Here is a 15,066-nt window from a genome sequence, read left to right on the forward strand (position 1 = left end):
GTGGCGTCCACCCTCTCGGTCCTGACCGGCAACCGGAGCTTTCGCAACCTCTTCCTCGCCGAGCTGGTCGTCTTCGGCGCCGACTGGTTCGTCATGGTGCCGCTGCTGGTGCTGCTGCCCCAGTTGACCGGCAGCGGGGTCTGGGGCGCGCTGGTGCTGGCGGTGGACACCGGCATCGTGGCACTGCTGCTGCCGTACACCGGCACGGTGGCCGACCGGTTCGACCGGCGGAAGGTCATGATCGCCGCGAACGTGGCGGCGCTGGCGGGCGTGCTGCTGCTGCTCGGCGTCCGGAGTGCCGGGACCGCGTGGCTGGCGCTGGTGGCGATCGGCGTGGTCGCGTTCGCCAAGGCGTTCTACTCGCCGGCCGCCCAGGCCGCCTTGCCCAACGTGCTGGAGCCGCACGAACTGGCCGCCGGCAACGCGGTGGCCGGTTCGGCCTGGGGCACCATGACGGTGGTCGGCGCCTCCCTCGGTGGTGTGCTCAGCTCGGCCGTCGGCCCGTACGCCTGCTTCTGGGTGGCGGCGGTGGGCCTGGCGCTGGCCGCGGGCCTCGCCGGGCGGATCCGCCGGCCGTTGCAGGCCCCCCGGGACGTCGACCGGCCGGCGCAGCGGACCTGGCCGGCGGTCCGCGAGGCGCTCGTTTACATCGGGCACCGGCCGCGGGTCCTGGCGCTGGTCACGGTGAAGTCGGCGGTCGGCCTGGGTAACGGGGTGCTGACGGTGTTCCCGCTGCTCGCCAGCGTGTACGGGGTCGGCTCGCTGGGCGCCGGCCTGCTCTTCGCGGTACGCGGAGCGGGGGCCCTGGTGGGACCCATCCTGATGCGTCGGGTGCTGACCAACCGGTCCTGGCTGCTGCCGGGCCTCGCGCTGTCCATGTCGCTCTACGGCCTGTCCTACCTGGGCGCGTCGGTGGTCCGCTGGTTTCCGCTGGTGCTGCTGCTGGTATTCGTGGCGCACTTCGCGGGCGGCAGCAACTGGGTGATGTCGAACTTCGCCCTTCAGGGCGAGGTGCCGGACCGGTTGCGCGGTCGTGTCTTCGCCACCGACATGATGCTCGCGACACTGGCCATCTCGGTGAGCCAGCTGGCGGTGGCCCTGGTGGTGGACGTGGTGGACGAGCGGGTGGTGCTCGCCGGCTGCGGGCTGGTCACCGTCGTGTACGCGGTCGGCTGGCGGATCGCCACCCGCCGGCTCTCGCTCACCGACCCGGCCGCCGAACCGGTTCCGGACCCGGCCGGCTGAGCTCGCCGGTCCCACGGTGCGGGCGTCGGGCCGGATCGTCGGTGCCGACGCCTAGCATGAGCGCGTGCCGACGAACTTCAGCGCCGGACCGGTCCGGGTCCGGGTCCCCGCGACCAGCGCCAACCTGGGCCCGGGCTTCGACGCGCTGGGCCTCGCCCTCGGGCTGTACGACGACCTGGCGGCCGAGGTCGCGCCGGGTGGGGTCCGGGTGACGGTGACCGGGCAGGGGGCGGGTGAGCTGCCCGACGACGACCGGCATCTGGTGGTGCGGGCCATGCGGGCCGCCTTCGACGTGCTCGGCGGGCAGCCCGCGGGGCTGATCGTGGAGTGCGTCAACCGGATCCCGCAGGCCCGTGGGCTGGGCTCATCGTCCGCCGCGATCGTCGCCGGGGTGTTGCTGGCCCGCGCCCTGGTCGCCGACGGGGAGCGGCGGCTCGACGCGTCGGCGGTGCTCCGGCTGGCCGCCGAGATCGAGGGCCATCCCGACAATGTCGCCCCGTGCCTGCTCGGCGGCTTCACACTGGCCTGGTCGGAGCCGACCGGCGCTCGCGCGGTGTCCCTGGCGGTCGCCGACGGGGTCCGGCCGACGGTTTTCGTGCCGTCGGAGCGGGGATTGACCACGACCGCCCGCGCTGCGTTGCCGGCCACAGTGCCGCACGGCGACGCGGCGTTGACCGCCGGGCGGGCGGCACTGCTGGTGCACGCGCTGACCGCCGACCCGTCGCTGCTGCTGCCGGCCACCGTCGACCGGCTCCACCAGGCATACCGCGCACCGGGGATGCCGGGCACATCGGCCCTGGTCAACGCGCTGCGAGCGGCGGGTGTGGCAGCTGTTGTCAGTGGGGCGGGGCCGACCGTGCTGGCGCTGACCGAGCCGCCGCCAAGCTTCCCGGTGGGAACAGACTGGCAGATCTGGCAGTTACCGATAGACGTCAGCGGTGCACGGGTTGCCCGGGGTAGACTTGGACACGCCGAGCGGGACCCTGTTGCCGCAGGTCGGAAGAGTTGATTACGCTCTAGACCTAGCACAGCCGCGAAGCACGCGATCTCCTGCGGGGCGGCGCACCCCCGAAGCTCTCGGCGGTCAGCCCGTCACCCCTGCCAAGGCCCACGCCGCGCCGCAGTTTCCACAGGTCGCCGCAGACGGCGAGACCTGCTCACCGACGTTTGGTGAGTCGGGAAACCGACCGGCTGCTGTGTCACAGACTCCCGCGACGCGTCCTTGCGAGGCGGGTGCACCGAGGCCGCCCGGCCACCTGAGTCCGACTCCGGGCAGTCCCGGCCTTTATCGAGGGAAGGAATCCATTGAGCGACACCACCGACGTGACGTCGGATGTTTCCAACGTCGCTGGCGATGCCACCACCGCCGCTCCCGCCCGTCGTCGGCGTAGCGGCACCGGTCTGTCGGCGATGCTGCTGCCAGAGCTGCAGAGCCTGGCCGCGTCGCTCGGCATCTCCGGCACGGCTCGCATGCGTAAGGGCGAGCTGATCGCCGCGATCTCCGAGCGGCAGGGCGGCAACGCCGCCGGTACCCCTCGACCGCGGGCCGAGGTCGCGGCCGCGGCCGCTCCGACCCGCGAGGAGGTGCGGGAAACCGTGGACCGTCCGGCGACGGAGGGACGCACCGACCAGGCGCCGGCCGAGCCGGCTGCCGAGACCGAGGGCCGAAGCCGTACCCGGCGCAGCCGGACCGCCGCGGCGGAGGCGCGTACCACTGAGGCGCGTACCACTGAGGCGCGTACCACTGAGGCGCGTGCCGTTGAGGCTCGCACCGACGAGGCGGAGGCCGGCGAGCGGACCGACCGGAGCGAGAACCGCCGGGACCGGGCCGAGCGCCCGGAGCGGGCCGAGCGCACCGAGCGGGGCGACCGTGCCGAGCGGGGCGACCGTGCCGAGCGGGGCGAGCGTGCCGAGCGGGGCGACCGTGCCGACCGCACCGACCGTGCCGAGCGGGGCGAGCGCACCGAACGTGGTGACCGTGCCGAGCGGGGCGAGCGTGCCGAGCGTGGTGACCGGGGCGAGCGCAACGATCGGGGCGAGCGGGGCGAGCGTGCCGAGCGGGGCGAGCGCACCGAACGTGGTGACCGTGCCGAGCGGGGCGAGCGGGCCGAGCGCAATGAGCGTGGTGACCGCAACGATCGGGGCGACCGCAACGACCGTGGCCAGCGGGCCGAGCGCGACAACGACGACGATGACGGCGAGGGCGGTGGTCGGCGTGGCCGGCGCAGCCGCTTCCGTGACCGTCGGCGCGGCCGCGGCGAGCGCACCGAGACCGGTGGCGACACCGGTGGGCGTGAGCCGCAGGTCAGCGAGGACGACGTGCTCGTCCCGGTGGCCGGCATCATCGACGTGCTCGACAACTACGCCTTCGTGCGGACGACCGGCTACCTGGCTGGCCCGAACGACGTGTACGTCTCGATGTCCCAGATCAAGAAGTACGGGCTGCGCCGCGGTGACGCGATCACCGGTGCGGTGCGTGCGGCCCGCGAGGGTGGCAACAGCGGCGATCAGCGGCGGGACAAGTACAACCCGCTGATGCGGCTCGACACGATCAACGGGATGGAGCCGGAGGAGGCGCGGCGCCGGCCGGAGTTCTACAAGCTCACGCCGCTCTACCCGCAGGAGCGCCTGCGGTTGGAAACCGAGCCGCACATCCTGACCACCCGGGTCATCGACCTGGTCATGCCGATCGGCAAGGGCCAGCGAGCGCTCATCCAGTCGCCGCCGAAGGCCGGTAAGACGATGGTGCTCCAGGCGATCGCGAACGCGATCACCCGGAACAACCCGGAGTGCCACCTGATGGTGGTGCTGGTGGACGAGCGGCCTGAAGAGGTCACCGACATGCAGCGGTCGATCAAGGGCGAGGTCATCGCGGCCACGTTCGACCGTCCGCCGCAGGACCACACGACGGTGGCCGAGCTGGCGATCGAGCGGGCGAAGCGCCTGGTCGAGCTGGGGCACGACGTGGTCGTGCTGCTCGACTCGGTGACCCGGCTCGGTCGGTCGTACAACCTGGCGGCGCCGGCCAGCGGCCGGATCATGTCGGGTGGTATCGACTCCACCGCCCTCTACCCGCCGAAGCGCTTCCTCGGCGCGGCTCGCAACATCGAGAACGGTGGCTCGCTGACCATCATCGCCACGGCGCTGGTGGAGACCGGGTCCATGGCGGACACGGTCATCTTCGAGGAGTTCAAGGGCACCGGCAACGCGGAGCTGAAGCTGGACCGGAAGATCGCTGACAAGCGCACCTTCCCGGCCATCGACATCAACCCGTCCGGCACCCGTAAGGAAGAGGTCCTGCTCGCGCCCGAGGAGCTGGCCATCATCCACAAGCTCCGGAAGGTGCTGCACTCGCTGGACTCGCAGGCGGCGATGGACCTGCTGCTGGACCGCCTCAAGCAGTCCCGCACCAACATCGAGTTCCTGATGCAGATCGCGAAGTCGACGCCGGGGGAGTAACCACTCTCGGATGACCGACGACGAAGGGGCACGGCCACGCGGCCGTGCCCCTTCGTCGGCACGACGCGGAAAGAGCCGACGAGGGTGGAGTTTTCCTTCGGTTCAGTCGGTGCATCTTGAAACTTCTATTCACCATCGGGTTGACTGTCGTCCATGCGTACCCGCAGACGATCCGCCCGTCGCACCGGCGTCCTGCTGCTGACGCCGTTGCTCACCCTGGCTGGTCCGGTGCCGGCGACAGCCGCACCGCCGGCCCCGTCCATCGCCGCACCCGTGGCCCCGTCCACCGTCGCCGAGGACGCGCCGCCCGCGTCGTCCCGGCCGGCCGGCTGGGTCAGTCTGGCCGCCGACCCCGCCTCCGCGACCGCCTCGACCGCCGCCGCCGACGGCGTCGAGCCGGCCGGCGGCCTGGAGACCACCAAGGCAACCCGGCCGGTCGCGCCGGGCGTGCAACTCACCTCCTTCGACAGGTACGACGCCGAGGGCTGGCTGCGTGCCGACGCGCTCACCACCGACCTCGCCGGTGGGGCCACCGTCGACTACGTCAACTCCGGGGCCGTCAGCCGGGCCGAGCCGCTGCGGGGAACGGTGGACCGCTCGCGTGCCGTGGCCGCGGTCAACGGTGACTTCTTCGACATCAACAACTCCGGCGCCGCTCAGGGCGTCGGCATCCGCGGCGGCGAGCTGATCCAGTCGGCGGTCAGCGGGCACCGCAATGCGGTGGCGGTCACCGCGGACGGGCTCGGCCGGGTGATCGAGGTGAACTTCGACGGCACCGCCACCCTGCCCACCGGGCCGGTGCCGTTGACGCAGTTCAACAACATCGTGCAGGCGGGCGGCGTCGGCGCGTTCACCGAGCTCTGGGGGACGTACCCCCGGGAGCGGGCGGTCGCGGGCGCGGCCCGGGTCGTCGAGGTCGTCGTGGCCGGCGGCCGCGTGGCCACGGTGACCACCGCGGCCGGCAGCGGCCCGATCGTCGCCGGCAGCACGGTGCTGCTCGGCCGCGACGCCGGCGCGGACGCGCTGGCCGGGCTCCGCCCCGGTGACCCGGTGTCGGTCGCCTGGCAACCGAAGCCGTCCGACGGCAGTACCCTGCACGCGGCGGTCGGCGGCGGCGAGGTCCTGGTCCGCGACGGCGTCGTGCAGAGCATCGCCGACCCGTCGCTGGCGCCGCGCACGGCGGTCGGCTTCACCGCCGACGGTCGTAGAATGATCATGCTGACGGTGGACGGCCGGCAGGTCGACAGCCGTGGCGTCACCCAGACGGAGATGGGCCGGATGATGGCCGAACTGGGTGCCCACCACGCGCTCAACCTGGACGGCGGCGGCTCGTCCACGCTGCTGGCCCGGGAGCCGGGCGCCCCGGCCGTGCAGGTCGAGAACACACCCTCCGACGGCAGCGAGCGGGCGGTGCCCAACGGCCTGGCCATCTACGCGCCGAAGGGCAGCGGCCGGCTCACCGGCTACTGGGTGGAGACCGCCAGCGACCCCACCGCCGCTCCCGGCATCTCACCGGTCCGCGGCGGCCGGCCCGACCGCGTCTTCCCCGGCCTCACCCGCACCCTCACCGCGGCCGGCTACGACGAGACGTACGGCCCGGCGGCCGGCGCCCCGACCTGGCGCGTGACCCCGGCGGTGCACGGCCGGGTCGACCGCGACGGGGTGTTCCACGCCGACGTGCCGGGGGCCAGCACGGTCACCGCGTCGCGCGGCCGGGCAACCGGCTCGCTGGGCCTCACTGTGCTCGGCCCACTGGCCCGGGTCAGCTCCACACTGGAACGCGTCGGGCTGACCGGCCGGGACGGCAACGCCCTGGTCGGGGTGGTCGGCCACGACGCCGAGGGCAACACCGCCCCGATCGAGCCGGCCGACCTGACCCTCGACTACGACCGGGACCTGCTGCGGATCACCCCCACCGACGACGGCAACCTCGCCGTAACCGCGCTGCGTGAGACCGGCTCCGGGCTCGTCACCGTCCACGTCGGACGCCACACCACCGTGCTGCCGGTCACCGTCGGGCTGACCGACGTCCCGGTGGCCGGCTTCGACGACGCCGCGTCCTGGCGGTTCAGCCAGGCCAGGGCCAGCGGCTCGGTCGCGCCGGCGCCGGGGCACACCGGCACCGGCCTGCGGATGTCGTACGACTTCAGCCAGTCCACCGGCACCCGGGCCGCGTACGCCGACCCGCCGGCCTGGATCGAGGTGCCCGGCCAGCCGCAGGCCTTCGGCATGTGGATTCACGGCAACGGCACCGGGGAGTGGCCCAGCCTGCACCTGCACGACGCCCAGGACACCCAGCACGTGCTGCGTGGCCCGCTGATCACCTGGACCGGCTGGCGGTACGTGGAGTTCGCGGTGCCACCGGGGGTGCAGTACCCGGTGCGCGTCCGTCGCTTCTACGTGGCCGAGACCAACGCCGCCGCGCAGTACACCAGCGAGGTGGTCATCGACGACCTCGTGGCGAAGGTGCCGCCCACGGTCGACATGCCGCCGGTGGCGCCGCGTACCGATCGGGTGGTGGTCCGTGACGGCACCGTGGACGGCGCACCCTGGCGGTTCGCGGTGCTGTCCGACGCCCAGTTCGTCGCCGCCGACCCGGACAGCGAGCTGGTCGCCCAGGCGCGACGGACGCTGCGCGAGGTGAAGGCGGCCCGACCGGATTTCCTGCTGATCAACGGAGACTTCGTGGACACCGCCTACCCGGCCGACTTCGCGCTGGCGAAGCGGATCCTCGACGAGGAGCTGGGCGACGCGCTGCCCTGGTACTACGTGCCCGGCAACCACGAGATCATGGGTGCTCCGATCAGCAACTTCCAGGCCGCGTTCGGCGCGACCACACGGGTCTTCGACCACGCCGGCACCCGGTTCGTCACCCTGAACTCGTCCACCGGGACACTGCGCGGCGGTGGCTTCGACCAGGTACGGATGCTGCGCGAGACACTGGACGCGGCGGCCGCCGACCGGCACGTCGGCTCGGTCGTCGTCCTGCACCACCACCCGCCGCGCGACCCCAGCCCGGCGCAGGCCAGCCAGCTCGGTGACCGCAAGGAGGCGGCGCTGCTGGAGCAGTGGCTGGCCGACTTCCAGCACCGGACCGGCAAGGGCGCGCTGTTCGTGGGCGGACACGTCGGCACGTTCCACGCCGACCGGGTGGACGGAGTCCCGTACGTGATCAACGGGAACGCGGGCAAGACGCCATCCACCCCGGCGGAGCAGGGCGGTTTCACCGGCTGGACAGAGGTCGGCGTGGACCCGGTCAGCCCGGCCGAGGCCGACCGGGCCCGGCGCGACCCGCTCGCCGAGGGGCCCCGCTGGGTGGACGCGGAGTTCCACGCCCACGTGGACCGGCTCGCGGTGAGCGCCCCGGCCAGCGTCGCGGTCGGCGTCCCGGCGGCGGTCACCGCCACGCTGACCCAGCCGGGCGGGCGTGCCGTTCCGGTGGCCGCCCCGGTCAGCGCGGACTGGTCCGCCTCACAGGGGGTGCACATCGGTTCGGCGGCCGGGGTACGCCCGTGGCACACCGCCCGCTTCGACCCGGCCACCGGCACCCTGACCGCGCTGCGCCCCGGCGCCCCCATCCGCCTCACCGTCACCGTCAACGGCCTCGTCGCCAACGCCACAATCAAACCCACCGCCGGCTAAGTGCAAGGAAGGGCCCCTTCTTATCGCCTTGTGCATAGGAAGGGGCCCTTCTTAACAACTCGGGTTCCGTTCGCGTCCGCTCCCGTACGTCGGGGCGCGACCCGCCTGCTGGGCGGGGCGGGTGTTAATAGGGGGCCCCTGCTCTACCGGAGGCGTTAATAAGGTGCCCTTCCTTCGCTCAGAAGTCGCCGTCGGCCACCTGGAAGACGGTGAGGCCGAGCGAGCGCCACATCCGGACCACCTGGACGCGGTCGTCGAAGACACCCACCACCCGGTAGCGGTCCCGGATCTCCCGGTCGTAGATCTCGCGCTTGACTATCGCGTCCTTGCGGGAGTCGCCGACGGCGCGCAGGTGCAGGCCGAGGTAGGGAACCCGTACGTGCCGGGCCAGCCACGTCTCGGTGGCCGCCCGCGCCGAGGCGTCCCGCCCGGAGCAGAAGACCACCCCGTACCCGGCGGCGTGCATCGCCCGGACCGCCGCGATCACCGCCGGGTTCGGCTGGTCCTCGCCCACCCGGGTCATGTCGTACGGGCTGCGCGAGACGGCCAGCGCGACCGTGCCGTCGATGTCCACCAGGACGATCTCCGGTGGCTCGGCCGACGGTGGGTGCACGGCGGCGGGTCGTCCGGTGCGGGCCTGCGGCACCGGCAACGGCAGGGTCCGCCCCTCCAGGTAACGCTCGTGCAGTCGGCAGATCACGTCCGCGCCGACCCGGTCGGCCTCCGGCCGGGCGGCGTCGCGGCGCAGGCATTCGGCCAGCGGCACGTCGGTGAAGTCGTGCACCTCGAACTCCGCGCCGTACCGGGCGGCCAGGTCGGCCCAGTCCCGCAGGGTCCGTGAGCGCAGGTTGGTGTCGTCCACGCAGACGTCCGCCCGGGTCCGCAGCAGCGCCTCGACCTGGGCCCGCTGCACGGTGGTCACCTGCGCCTCCGCCCACTGGGTGAAGAGCCGCTCGCCGTGCAGCATCCGGCGCAGGTCGTCGCGGTTGACCCGGACCACGGACGGCTGGAGGGTCCGGGCGAAGGTGGTCTTGCCGGATGCCGGCAGGCCCCGGGTGGCGATCAGGCGGGTCATCGGCTCCCCTCCGGCTCTGCGGACGTACCCCCGTCGGGGTACTCGGCGGCGGCCCGCCGGGTGGGTGAATGCCCGGCCGGGCGGCGGGAATGCGGACGGGAGGGCACGTGTTGACGATGCCGGACGAGGTGTGCGGCCCGATTACCGGGTCGGCTCAGGCCCATGGCACACTGGTCAATCGGCCACCGGTTCCGGTTCACGCCCGAGCCCGTCGCGTACGGCGCGACGGGCGGTGACGGCGACCCGGCGACCATCAACGAGAGGACCGAGGCGAGATGAAGGCAAACATCCACCCGGAGTACGTGACCACCGAGGTCAGCTGCTCCTGTGGCAACACGTTCTCGACCCGCAGCACCGCCAAGGGCGGGGCGATCCACGTCGAGACCTGCAGCGCCTGCCACCCGTTCTACACCGGTAAGCAGCGCGTTCTCGACACCGCCGGCCGGGTCGCGAAGTTCCAGCAGAAGTACGCCAAGGTTCAGGCCAAGAAGGCCAAGTAGCTCCTCGTTCGGCGCCCGCGTCCGGTTTTCCGCCGGACGCGGGCGCCGTCCGCGTTTCGCCCTTTTTCCGGCCGGCGACCGGCACTCGGTCCGGCCCGGCCGGCGCCGCACCCTCGAAGGAGCATCCGCAGCATGAGCAGCGAGCGTCTGGCCGGCCTCCTCGACGAGTACGCGCAGTTGGAGAAGCGGCTGGCCGATCCGGCGATCCACGCCGACCAGGCGACCGCGCGGCGGGTCGGCCGGCGGTACGCCGAGCTGGTGCCGCTGCACAAGGCTGCCGGCGAGCTTGAGCAGGCGCGCGCCGACCTGGCCGCGGCCCGCGAGCTGGCGGCCGAGGATCCCTCCTTCGCCGCCGAGACCGAGGCGATCGCGGCGTCCCTGCCGGTCCTGGAGGAGCGCCTCGCCGAGCTGCTCATCCCGCGTGACCCGCACGACGCCAAGGACGTGATCGTCGAGATCAAGGCCGGTGAGGGCGGCGAGGAGTCGGCGCTGTTCGCCGGTGACCTGCTGCGGATGTACACCCGGTACGCCGAGCGCCACGGCTGGATCACCGAGGTGATCGACGCGCAGGACTCCGACCTGGGCGGGGTCAAGGACGTCTCGTTGTCGATCAAGACCAGGGGTGTCCCGGAGGGCGGCAACGGCGTCTGGTCGCGGCTCAAGTGGGAGGGCGGTGTGCACCGGGTGCAGCGCGTTCCGGTCACCGAGTCGCAGGGCCGGATCCACACCAGCGCCGCCGGGGTGCTTGTGCTGCCCGAGGCCGAGGACGTCGACGTCACAATCGACCAGAACGACCTGCGCATCGACGTGTTCCGCTCGTCCGGCCCGGGCGGCCAGTCGGTGAACACCACCGACTCTGCGGTGCGGATCACCCACCTGCCGACCGGCATCGTCGTCTCCTGCCAGAACGAGAAGTCCCAGTTGCAGAACCGGGAGCAGGCGATGCGGATCCTGCGGGCCCGGCTGCTCGCCGCCGCCCAGGAGCAGGCCGACGCCGCCGCCTCGGACGCCCGCAAGGCGCAGGTGCGCACGGTGGACCGCTCGGAGCGGATCCGCACCTACAACTTCCCGCAGAACCGGATCACCGACCACCGGATCGGCTACACGGCGTACAACCTGGATCTGGCACTGGCCGGCGAGCTGGACGGGGTGCTGGACGCCCTGACCGAGGCCGACCGCGCCGCACGGCTGGCCGGCGACACCGAGCTGACCCGCCGCTGACCGCGGCGCCCCGGGCCCGTCGCCCGGCGGGGGCGCCCAGCGGGTGCCCGGGCGGTCAGCTCGCGCGCGGGCGGCTCTTGGCTCGCAGCATCTCCCGGTCGGCCTCCTCGAAGGCGATGCTGAGCGCGTCGCGCAGCCCACCTCCGCCGGAGACCTCGGCGAAGCCGATGCTCACCCCGACAGGGGTCCCCGGCACCAGCGACTCCCAGTCCTCGGCGTGGACCGCCGCCTCGATCCGGCGGGCGACCTCGGCGGCCTCGGTCATGCCGGTGTCCGGCAGCACCACCACGAACTCGTCGCCGCCGTAGCGGGCCACGAAGTCGCCCCGCCGCATCACCCGGTTGATCACCCCGGCGATGCGTTGCAGCACCAGGTCGCCGGAGTGGTGCCCGTGCCGGGTGTTGACCGCCTTGAAGCCGTCCAGGTCGCAGACGCCGATCACCACCCGCTCGCCGCGGGTGACCACGGCGGTGATGTACCGCTCCAGCCGCCGCCGGTTGGGCAGCCCGGTGAGCGGGTCGGTCAGCGCCTCGCCCTCGAACCGCGCCGCCTCGCGGCGCATCTCCTCGTGGTCGATCCGGGCGGCGATGCCGTCGATGTAGACGTCGCGCAGCCGGTCGTTGCGCTGTGCGGCGAGCCGGAACGCGAGCCGGTCGGCGCGGTGCGCGGCCACGTGGTCCCCGGCCCGGGCCAGCGCGATGCTGCGCAGCCGGGCCGGCTCGGCCGCGCCGAGCGTCTCGGTGGACACCCGGATGGAGTCCAGTCGGGTGACCGCCTCGATCGGCCGTCCGGCGGCGACGGCCAGGCAGACCTGCCCGAGCTGGCGCATGTCGCGCGCCCGGGCGCTGTCCCCGCCATGGCTGAGCAGCCGGGACGGGTCGCCGTCTCCGCCGGACTCCACCCGGTCGCCGAGCGCGGCCTGCCGGGCGGCCGCGTAGCCGTACGCGGCGAGGCTGCTGGGACGCAGCCTGCCGGCCCGCCCGGCGTTCATGAAGCGGGCCAGGTCGGCGGCGACGTCCCGGAGCACGCGCAGGCAGCCGTCGCTGTCGCCGTTGTGGTCCAGCGCCACGGCGTTGCGCAGCCGGATGCCCGGCGCGGCGAACGTCTCCTCCGGGATCCCGGCGGTCAGCCCCAACTGCCGGGCGCGTTCGATCGCCCCGAGGGCGTACCCGTGGAAGCTGAGGTAGCTGTACGCCATCGCGAGGTCGTGCCAGCCCCAGGCGGTGTCCCGGTCCGGGTCCTCCACGGCGCCCAGCGCCCGGGCGGCCTTGACCAGGTGGGTGACGCAGCGGTCCAGTGCGCCCTGGTGGTGCGCGGCGAGCGCGGCCAGCGCGTTGAGGTGCCCGTGCAGATAGGGCTCGGCGAGGTCGCGGACCGCCGCCGAGGCCTCCTCGATGGCTCGGGTGAACTCCGCCGTCCGTCCGAGATTGATCAGCGCGGAGAGTCGCTGCACCATGGCGTCCGCTCGCGCCGCCGGGTCCGTCGTGTTGCGGATCACCCGCTCCAGCAGCGCGTACGACTCTGCGGAACGACTGGCCTCCTGCAACGCCCGGGCGTGCGTGAGGGCGTCAACCTGGTCTTCGACCCGGTCGAGCCAGCCCACTCGCGACCTCCCGTCGTGTGCGCCTCGACGCACCGGTTCGTGGCGTCACCCGCGACGCTTCATGATTATGGCGTGACCACTCTGCCGCAACACCCCCCCGAAGGGACAGGGCGGCTCCGTCCGTCCGCCGCGGTGGCCCGGGCGGCCCGGTTGCTCGCCGCCGCCGGGGTGGGCCCGGCACGTGTGGAGGCCGAGCTGCTGGCGGCGTACGTGCTGGGGGTGCCCCGGGGTCGACTGGCGCTCGCCGACGACCTGACCGACGATCACCGCGCCCGGCTGGACGAGCTGGTGCGCCGCCGTGCCGCCCGGGAGCCGTTGCAGCACCTGACCGGTCGGGCCGGCTTCCGGCACCTGGAGCTGGCGGTCGGTCCGGGCGTCTTCGTGCCCCGACCGGAGACCGAGCTGCTGGCCGGCTGGGGCCTCGAACAGGGCCGGCGCCGGCCCGACCCGCTGGTGGTGGACCTGTGCAGCGGTTCCGGCGCGATCGCGCTGGCGGTCGCTCAGGAGCTGCCGGGGGCGCGGGTGGTGGCGGTGGAGCGGTCCCCGGAGGCGCTGGCCTGGCTGCGCCGCAACGCGGCGGAACGCGCCGAGTCGGGGGACCACCCGATCGAGGTGGTCCAGGCCGATGTCACCGCGCCCGACCTGCTGGCCGACCTGGTCGGCCGGGTGGACGTGCTGCTCTGCAACCCGCCGTACGTGCCCGTCGACGTGGTGGTGCCGCCGGAGGTGGCCGGGCACGATCCGGCGGAGGCGGTCTTCGGCGGCGCGGACGGTCTGGCGGTGATCCGGCCGGTGATCAGCCGGGCGGCGGCGCTGCTGCGCCCCGGCGGCGTGATCGGGGTCGAGCACGACGACACGCACGGCCGGGCGGTGCCCGAGCTGCTCGCCGCGGACGGCCGGTTCACCGCGATCACGGAGCATCCGGACCTCACCGGTCGCCCGCGCTACGCCACCGCGTCCCGACGGGCGGACGGCCAGCACGCCCCGGGCGCGACGGCGTGGCAGACTGACTCCTCGTGATGCTCTACGACTGCCGGTCGCCCGCCGATCGGGACCGCGGCATCGCTGCGGCCATCGAGGCGGTCAAGAACGGCGAGCTGGTCGTCCTGCCGACGGACACCGTCTACGGGATCGGCGCGGACGCGTTCACCCCGTACGCGGTCAAGGCGCTGCTGGACGCGAAGGGCCGGGGGCGGCAGATGCCGCCGCCGGTGTTGATCGGTTCGCGGCAGACCCTGGACGGGTTGGTCTTCTCGCTGCCCAGCGCCGCGCGGGACCTCGTCGAGGCGTTCTGGCCGGGTGCGTTGACGATCGTGGTCGAGCACTCACCGAGCTTGCAGTGGGACCTCGGCGACAAGTCGGGCACGGTGGCGGTGCGGATGCCGCTGCACCCGGTGGCGCTGGAGGTGCTGCGTGAGACCGGCCCCATGGCGGTCTCCTCGGCGAACAAGACCGGCCAGCCCGCCGCGGTCACCGCGGAGGAGGCGCGCGACCAGCTCAGCTACTCGGTGCGGGCCTACCTGGAGGCGGGGCCCTGCCCGGACCCGGTGCCCAGCACGATCGTGGACCTGACCGGCGAGGTGCCGCAGCTGCTGCGGGCCGGCGCGATCCCGCTGGAGAAGCTGCGCGACGTGGTGCCGGATCTCGTCGACGGCCGGGGGGTCTGAGTGCCCCCGTTCACCGTGCTGCACGTCTGCATGGGCAACATCTGCCGCTCGCCGATGGCCGAGCGGCTGCTCGCCCTGGCCGTGCGGGAGCGGTTGGCTCGGCGCGAGCAGGACCCGGCCGGGGCCGAGGAGCTGCTGCACAGCCACAGCGCCGGCACGGGCGGCTGGCACGCCGGCGAGGAGATGAACCCGCCGGCGGCCCGGCAGGTCGTCGGCCGGGGCGGGGACGTGGAGGGGTTCGCCGCGCGCAAGCTGCGCTCGGAGCACATCGACGCCGCAGACCTGGTCCTGACCGCGACCGCGGATCAGCAGGAGTACGTGGTGGCGCTGCGTCCGGACGCGGCGGCCCGCACCTTCGTGCTGGGTGAGTTCGGCCGCCTGCTGGCCGCGGTGGACGCCGCCGCGCTGCCGCCGGCCGAGGCGACCCCGGAGGCGGTGTACGCCCGGGGTGTGGCCCTGGTGGCGGCGGCCCACGACGCCCGGTTGGGCGCCTCGCTGCTGCCCTCCGACGATCTCGACGACCCGTGGGGTCGCGGCGATCAGTGCTTCAGCCGGGTCGCCGACGAGATCGAGGAGACGGTCCACCCGTTGGCCGCCGCGCTGCTTTCCTGAGCGGCGTGCGAGTTTCCTCCGGGTTTGGGGAAAACCCGGGGC

The 15,066-nt window shown here is 73.4% G+C and carries 11 protein-coding genes; 9 read left to right on the top strand and 2 right to left on the bottom strand.

The genetic code is table 11. The annotated features are described in order from the left end of the window. The 4 genes from GA0070607_RS17820 (at window position 1) to GA0070607_RS17835 (ending at window position 8,346) form a co-directional block, all read left to right on the top strand. Window positions 1-1,245: an MFS transporter gene (locus tag GA0070607_RS17820; protein ID WP_089019214.1), complete on the top strand. Its 1,245-nt coding sequence runs from the start codon at window positions 1-3 to the stop codon at window positions 1,243-1,245. 64 nt (window positions 1,246-1,309) lie between these two features. Continuing rightward, window positions 1,310-2,254 carry a homoserine kinase gene (gene thrB, locus GA0070607_RS17825; protein WP_089019215.1) on the top strand — a complete coding sequence of 315 codons (945 nt, stop codon included), beginning with the start codon at window positions 1,310-1,312 and terminating at the stop codon, window positions 2,252-2,254. A 296-nt stretch (window positions 2,255-2,550) separates the two neighbouring features. Further along, on the top strand, window positions 2,551-4,704 hold the full coding sequence (gene rho / locus GA0070607_RS17830; RefSeq protein WP_089019216.1) for a transcription termination factor Rho: 2,154 nt from the start codon (window positions 2,551-2,553) through the stop codon (window positions 4,702-4,704). A gap of 153 nt (window positions 4,705-4,857) precedes the next feature. Beyond that, complete coding sequence (locus GA0070607_RS17835) at window positions 4,858-8,346, top strand: phosphodiester glycosidase family protein (protein WP_089019217.1); 3,489 nt, start codon at window positions 4,858-4,860, stop codon at window positions 8,344-8,346. 178 nt (window positions 8,347-8,524) lie between these two features. On the opposite strand, the gene GA0070607_RS17840 is transcribed toward GA0070607_RS17835, so the two are convergent. After that, complete coding sequence (locus GA0070607_RS17840) at window positions 8,525-9,421, bottom strand: phosphatase domain-containing protein (RefSeq protein WP_089019218.1); 897 nt, start codon at window positions 9,419-9,421, stop codon at window positions 8,525-8,527. 275 nt (window positions 9,422-9,696) lie between these two features. Here GA0070607_RS17840 and rpmE point away from each other — a divergent pair, with 275 nt between their 5' ends. Next, window positions 9,697-9,921, top strand: a complete 225-nt coding sequence (gene rpmE / locus GA0070607_RS17845) for a 50S ribosomal protein L31 (protein ID WP_089019219.1) — start codon at window positions 9,697-9,699, stop codon at window positions 9,919-9,921. Window positions 9,922-10,053: 132 nt separating this feature from the next. After that, a complete protein-coding gene (gene prfA / locus GA0070607_RS17850) occupies window positions 10,054-11,142 on the top strand; it encodes a peptide chain release factor 1 (protein ID WP_089019220.1) in 1,089 nt (362 codons plus the stop codon). A gap of 55 nt (window positions 11,143-11,197) precedes the next feature. Here prfA and GA0070607_RS17855 read toward each other — a convergent pair whose 3' ends face one another. Next, window positions 11,198-12,745, bottom strand: a complete 1,548-nt coding sequence (locus GA0070607_RS17855) for a GGDEF domain-containing protein (RefSeq protein ID WP_089019221.1) — start codon at window positions 12,743-12,745, stop codon at window positions 11,198-11,200. Between the two features lie 72 nt (window positions 12,746-12,817). On the opposite strand from GA0070607_RS17855, the gene prmC reads away from it, so the two are divergent. From prmC to GA0070607_RS17870, 3 genes are read left to right on the top strand one after another with little or no spacing between them, the layout of a single operon-like run. Beyond that, a complete protein-coding gene (gene prmC, locus GA0070607_RS17860; protein WP_089019222.1) occupies window positions 12,818-13,765 on the top strand; it encodes a peptide chain release factor N(5)-glutamine methyltransferase in 948 nt (315 codons plus the stop codon). Continuing rightward, window positions 13,765-14,412, top strand: coding sequence for an L-threonylcarbamoyladenylate synthase (locus GA0070607_RS17865; protein WP_089021912.1), 648 nt, complete (start codon window positions 13,765-13,767; stop codon window positions 14,410-14,412). The genes prmC and GA0070607_RS17865 overlap by 1 nt, the downstream gene beginning before the upstream one ends. Next, complete coding sequence (locus GA0070607_RS17870) at window positions 14,413-15,024, top strand: arsenate reductase/protein-tyrosine-phosphatase family protein (RefSeq protein WP_089019223.1); 612 nt, start codon at window positions 14,413-14,415, stop codon at window positions 15,022-15,024. It abuts the gene before it with no gap. The last annotated feature ends 42 nt before the right edge of the window (window positions 15,025-15,066 follow it).

It is taken from the genome of Micromonospora coriariae (genome assembly GCF_900091455.1).
In the GTDB taxonomy this organism is placed as follows: Bacteria; Actinomycetota; Actinomycetes; order Mycobacteriales; family Micromonosporaceae; genus Micromonospora; species Micromonospora coriariae.

Bases quoted from the DNA above. Each gene is read 5' to 3' on its own strand.
- GA0070607_RS17835 (WP_089019217.1), top strand. From the start codon at position 4,858: ATGCGTACCCGCAGACGATCCGCCCGTCGCACCGGCGTCCTGCTGCTG.
- GA0070607_RS17840 (WP_089019218.1), bottom strand. From the start codon at position 9,421: ATGACCCGCCTGATCGCCACCCGGGGCCTGCCGGCATCCGGCAAGACC.
- rpmE (WP_089019219.1), top strand. From the start codon at position 9,697: ATGAAGGCAAACATCCACCCGGAGTACGTGACCACCGAGGTCAGCTGC.
- prfA (WP_089019220.1), top strand. From the start codon at position 10,054: ATGAGCAGCGAGCGTCTGGCCGGCCTCCTCGACGAGTACGCGCAGTTG.
- GA0070607_RS17865 (WP_089021912.1), top strand. From the start codon at position 13,765: ATGCTCTACGACTGCCGGTCGCCCGCCGATCGGGACCGCGGCATCGCT.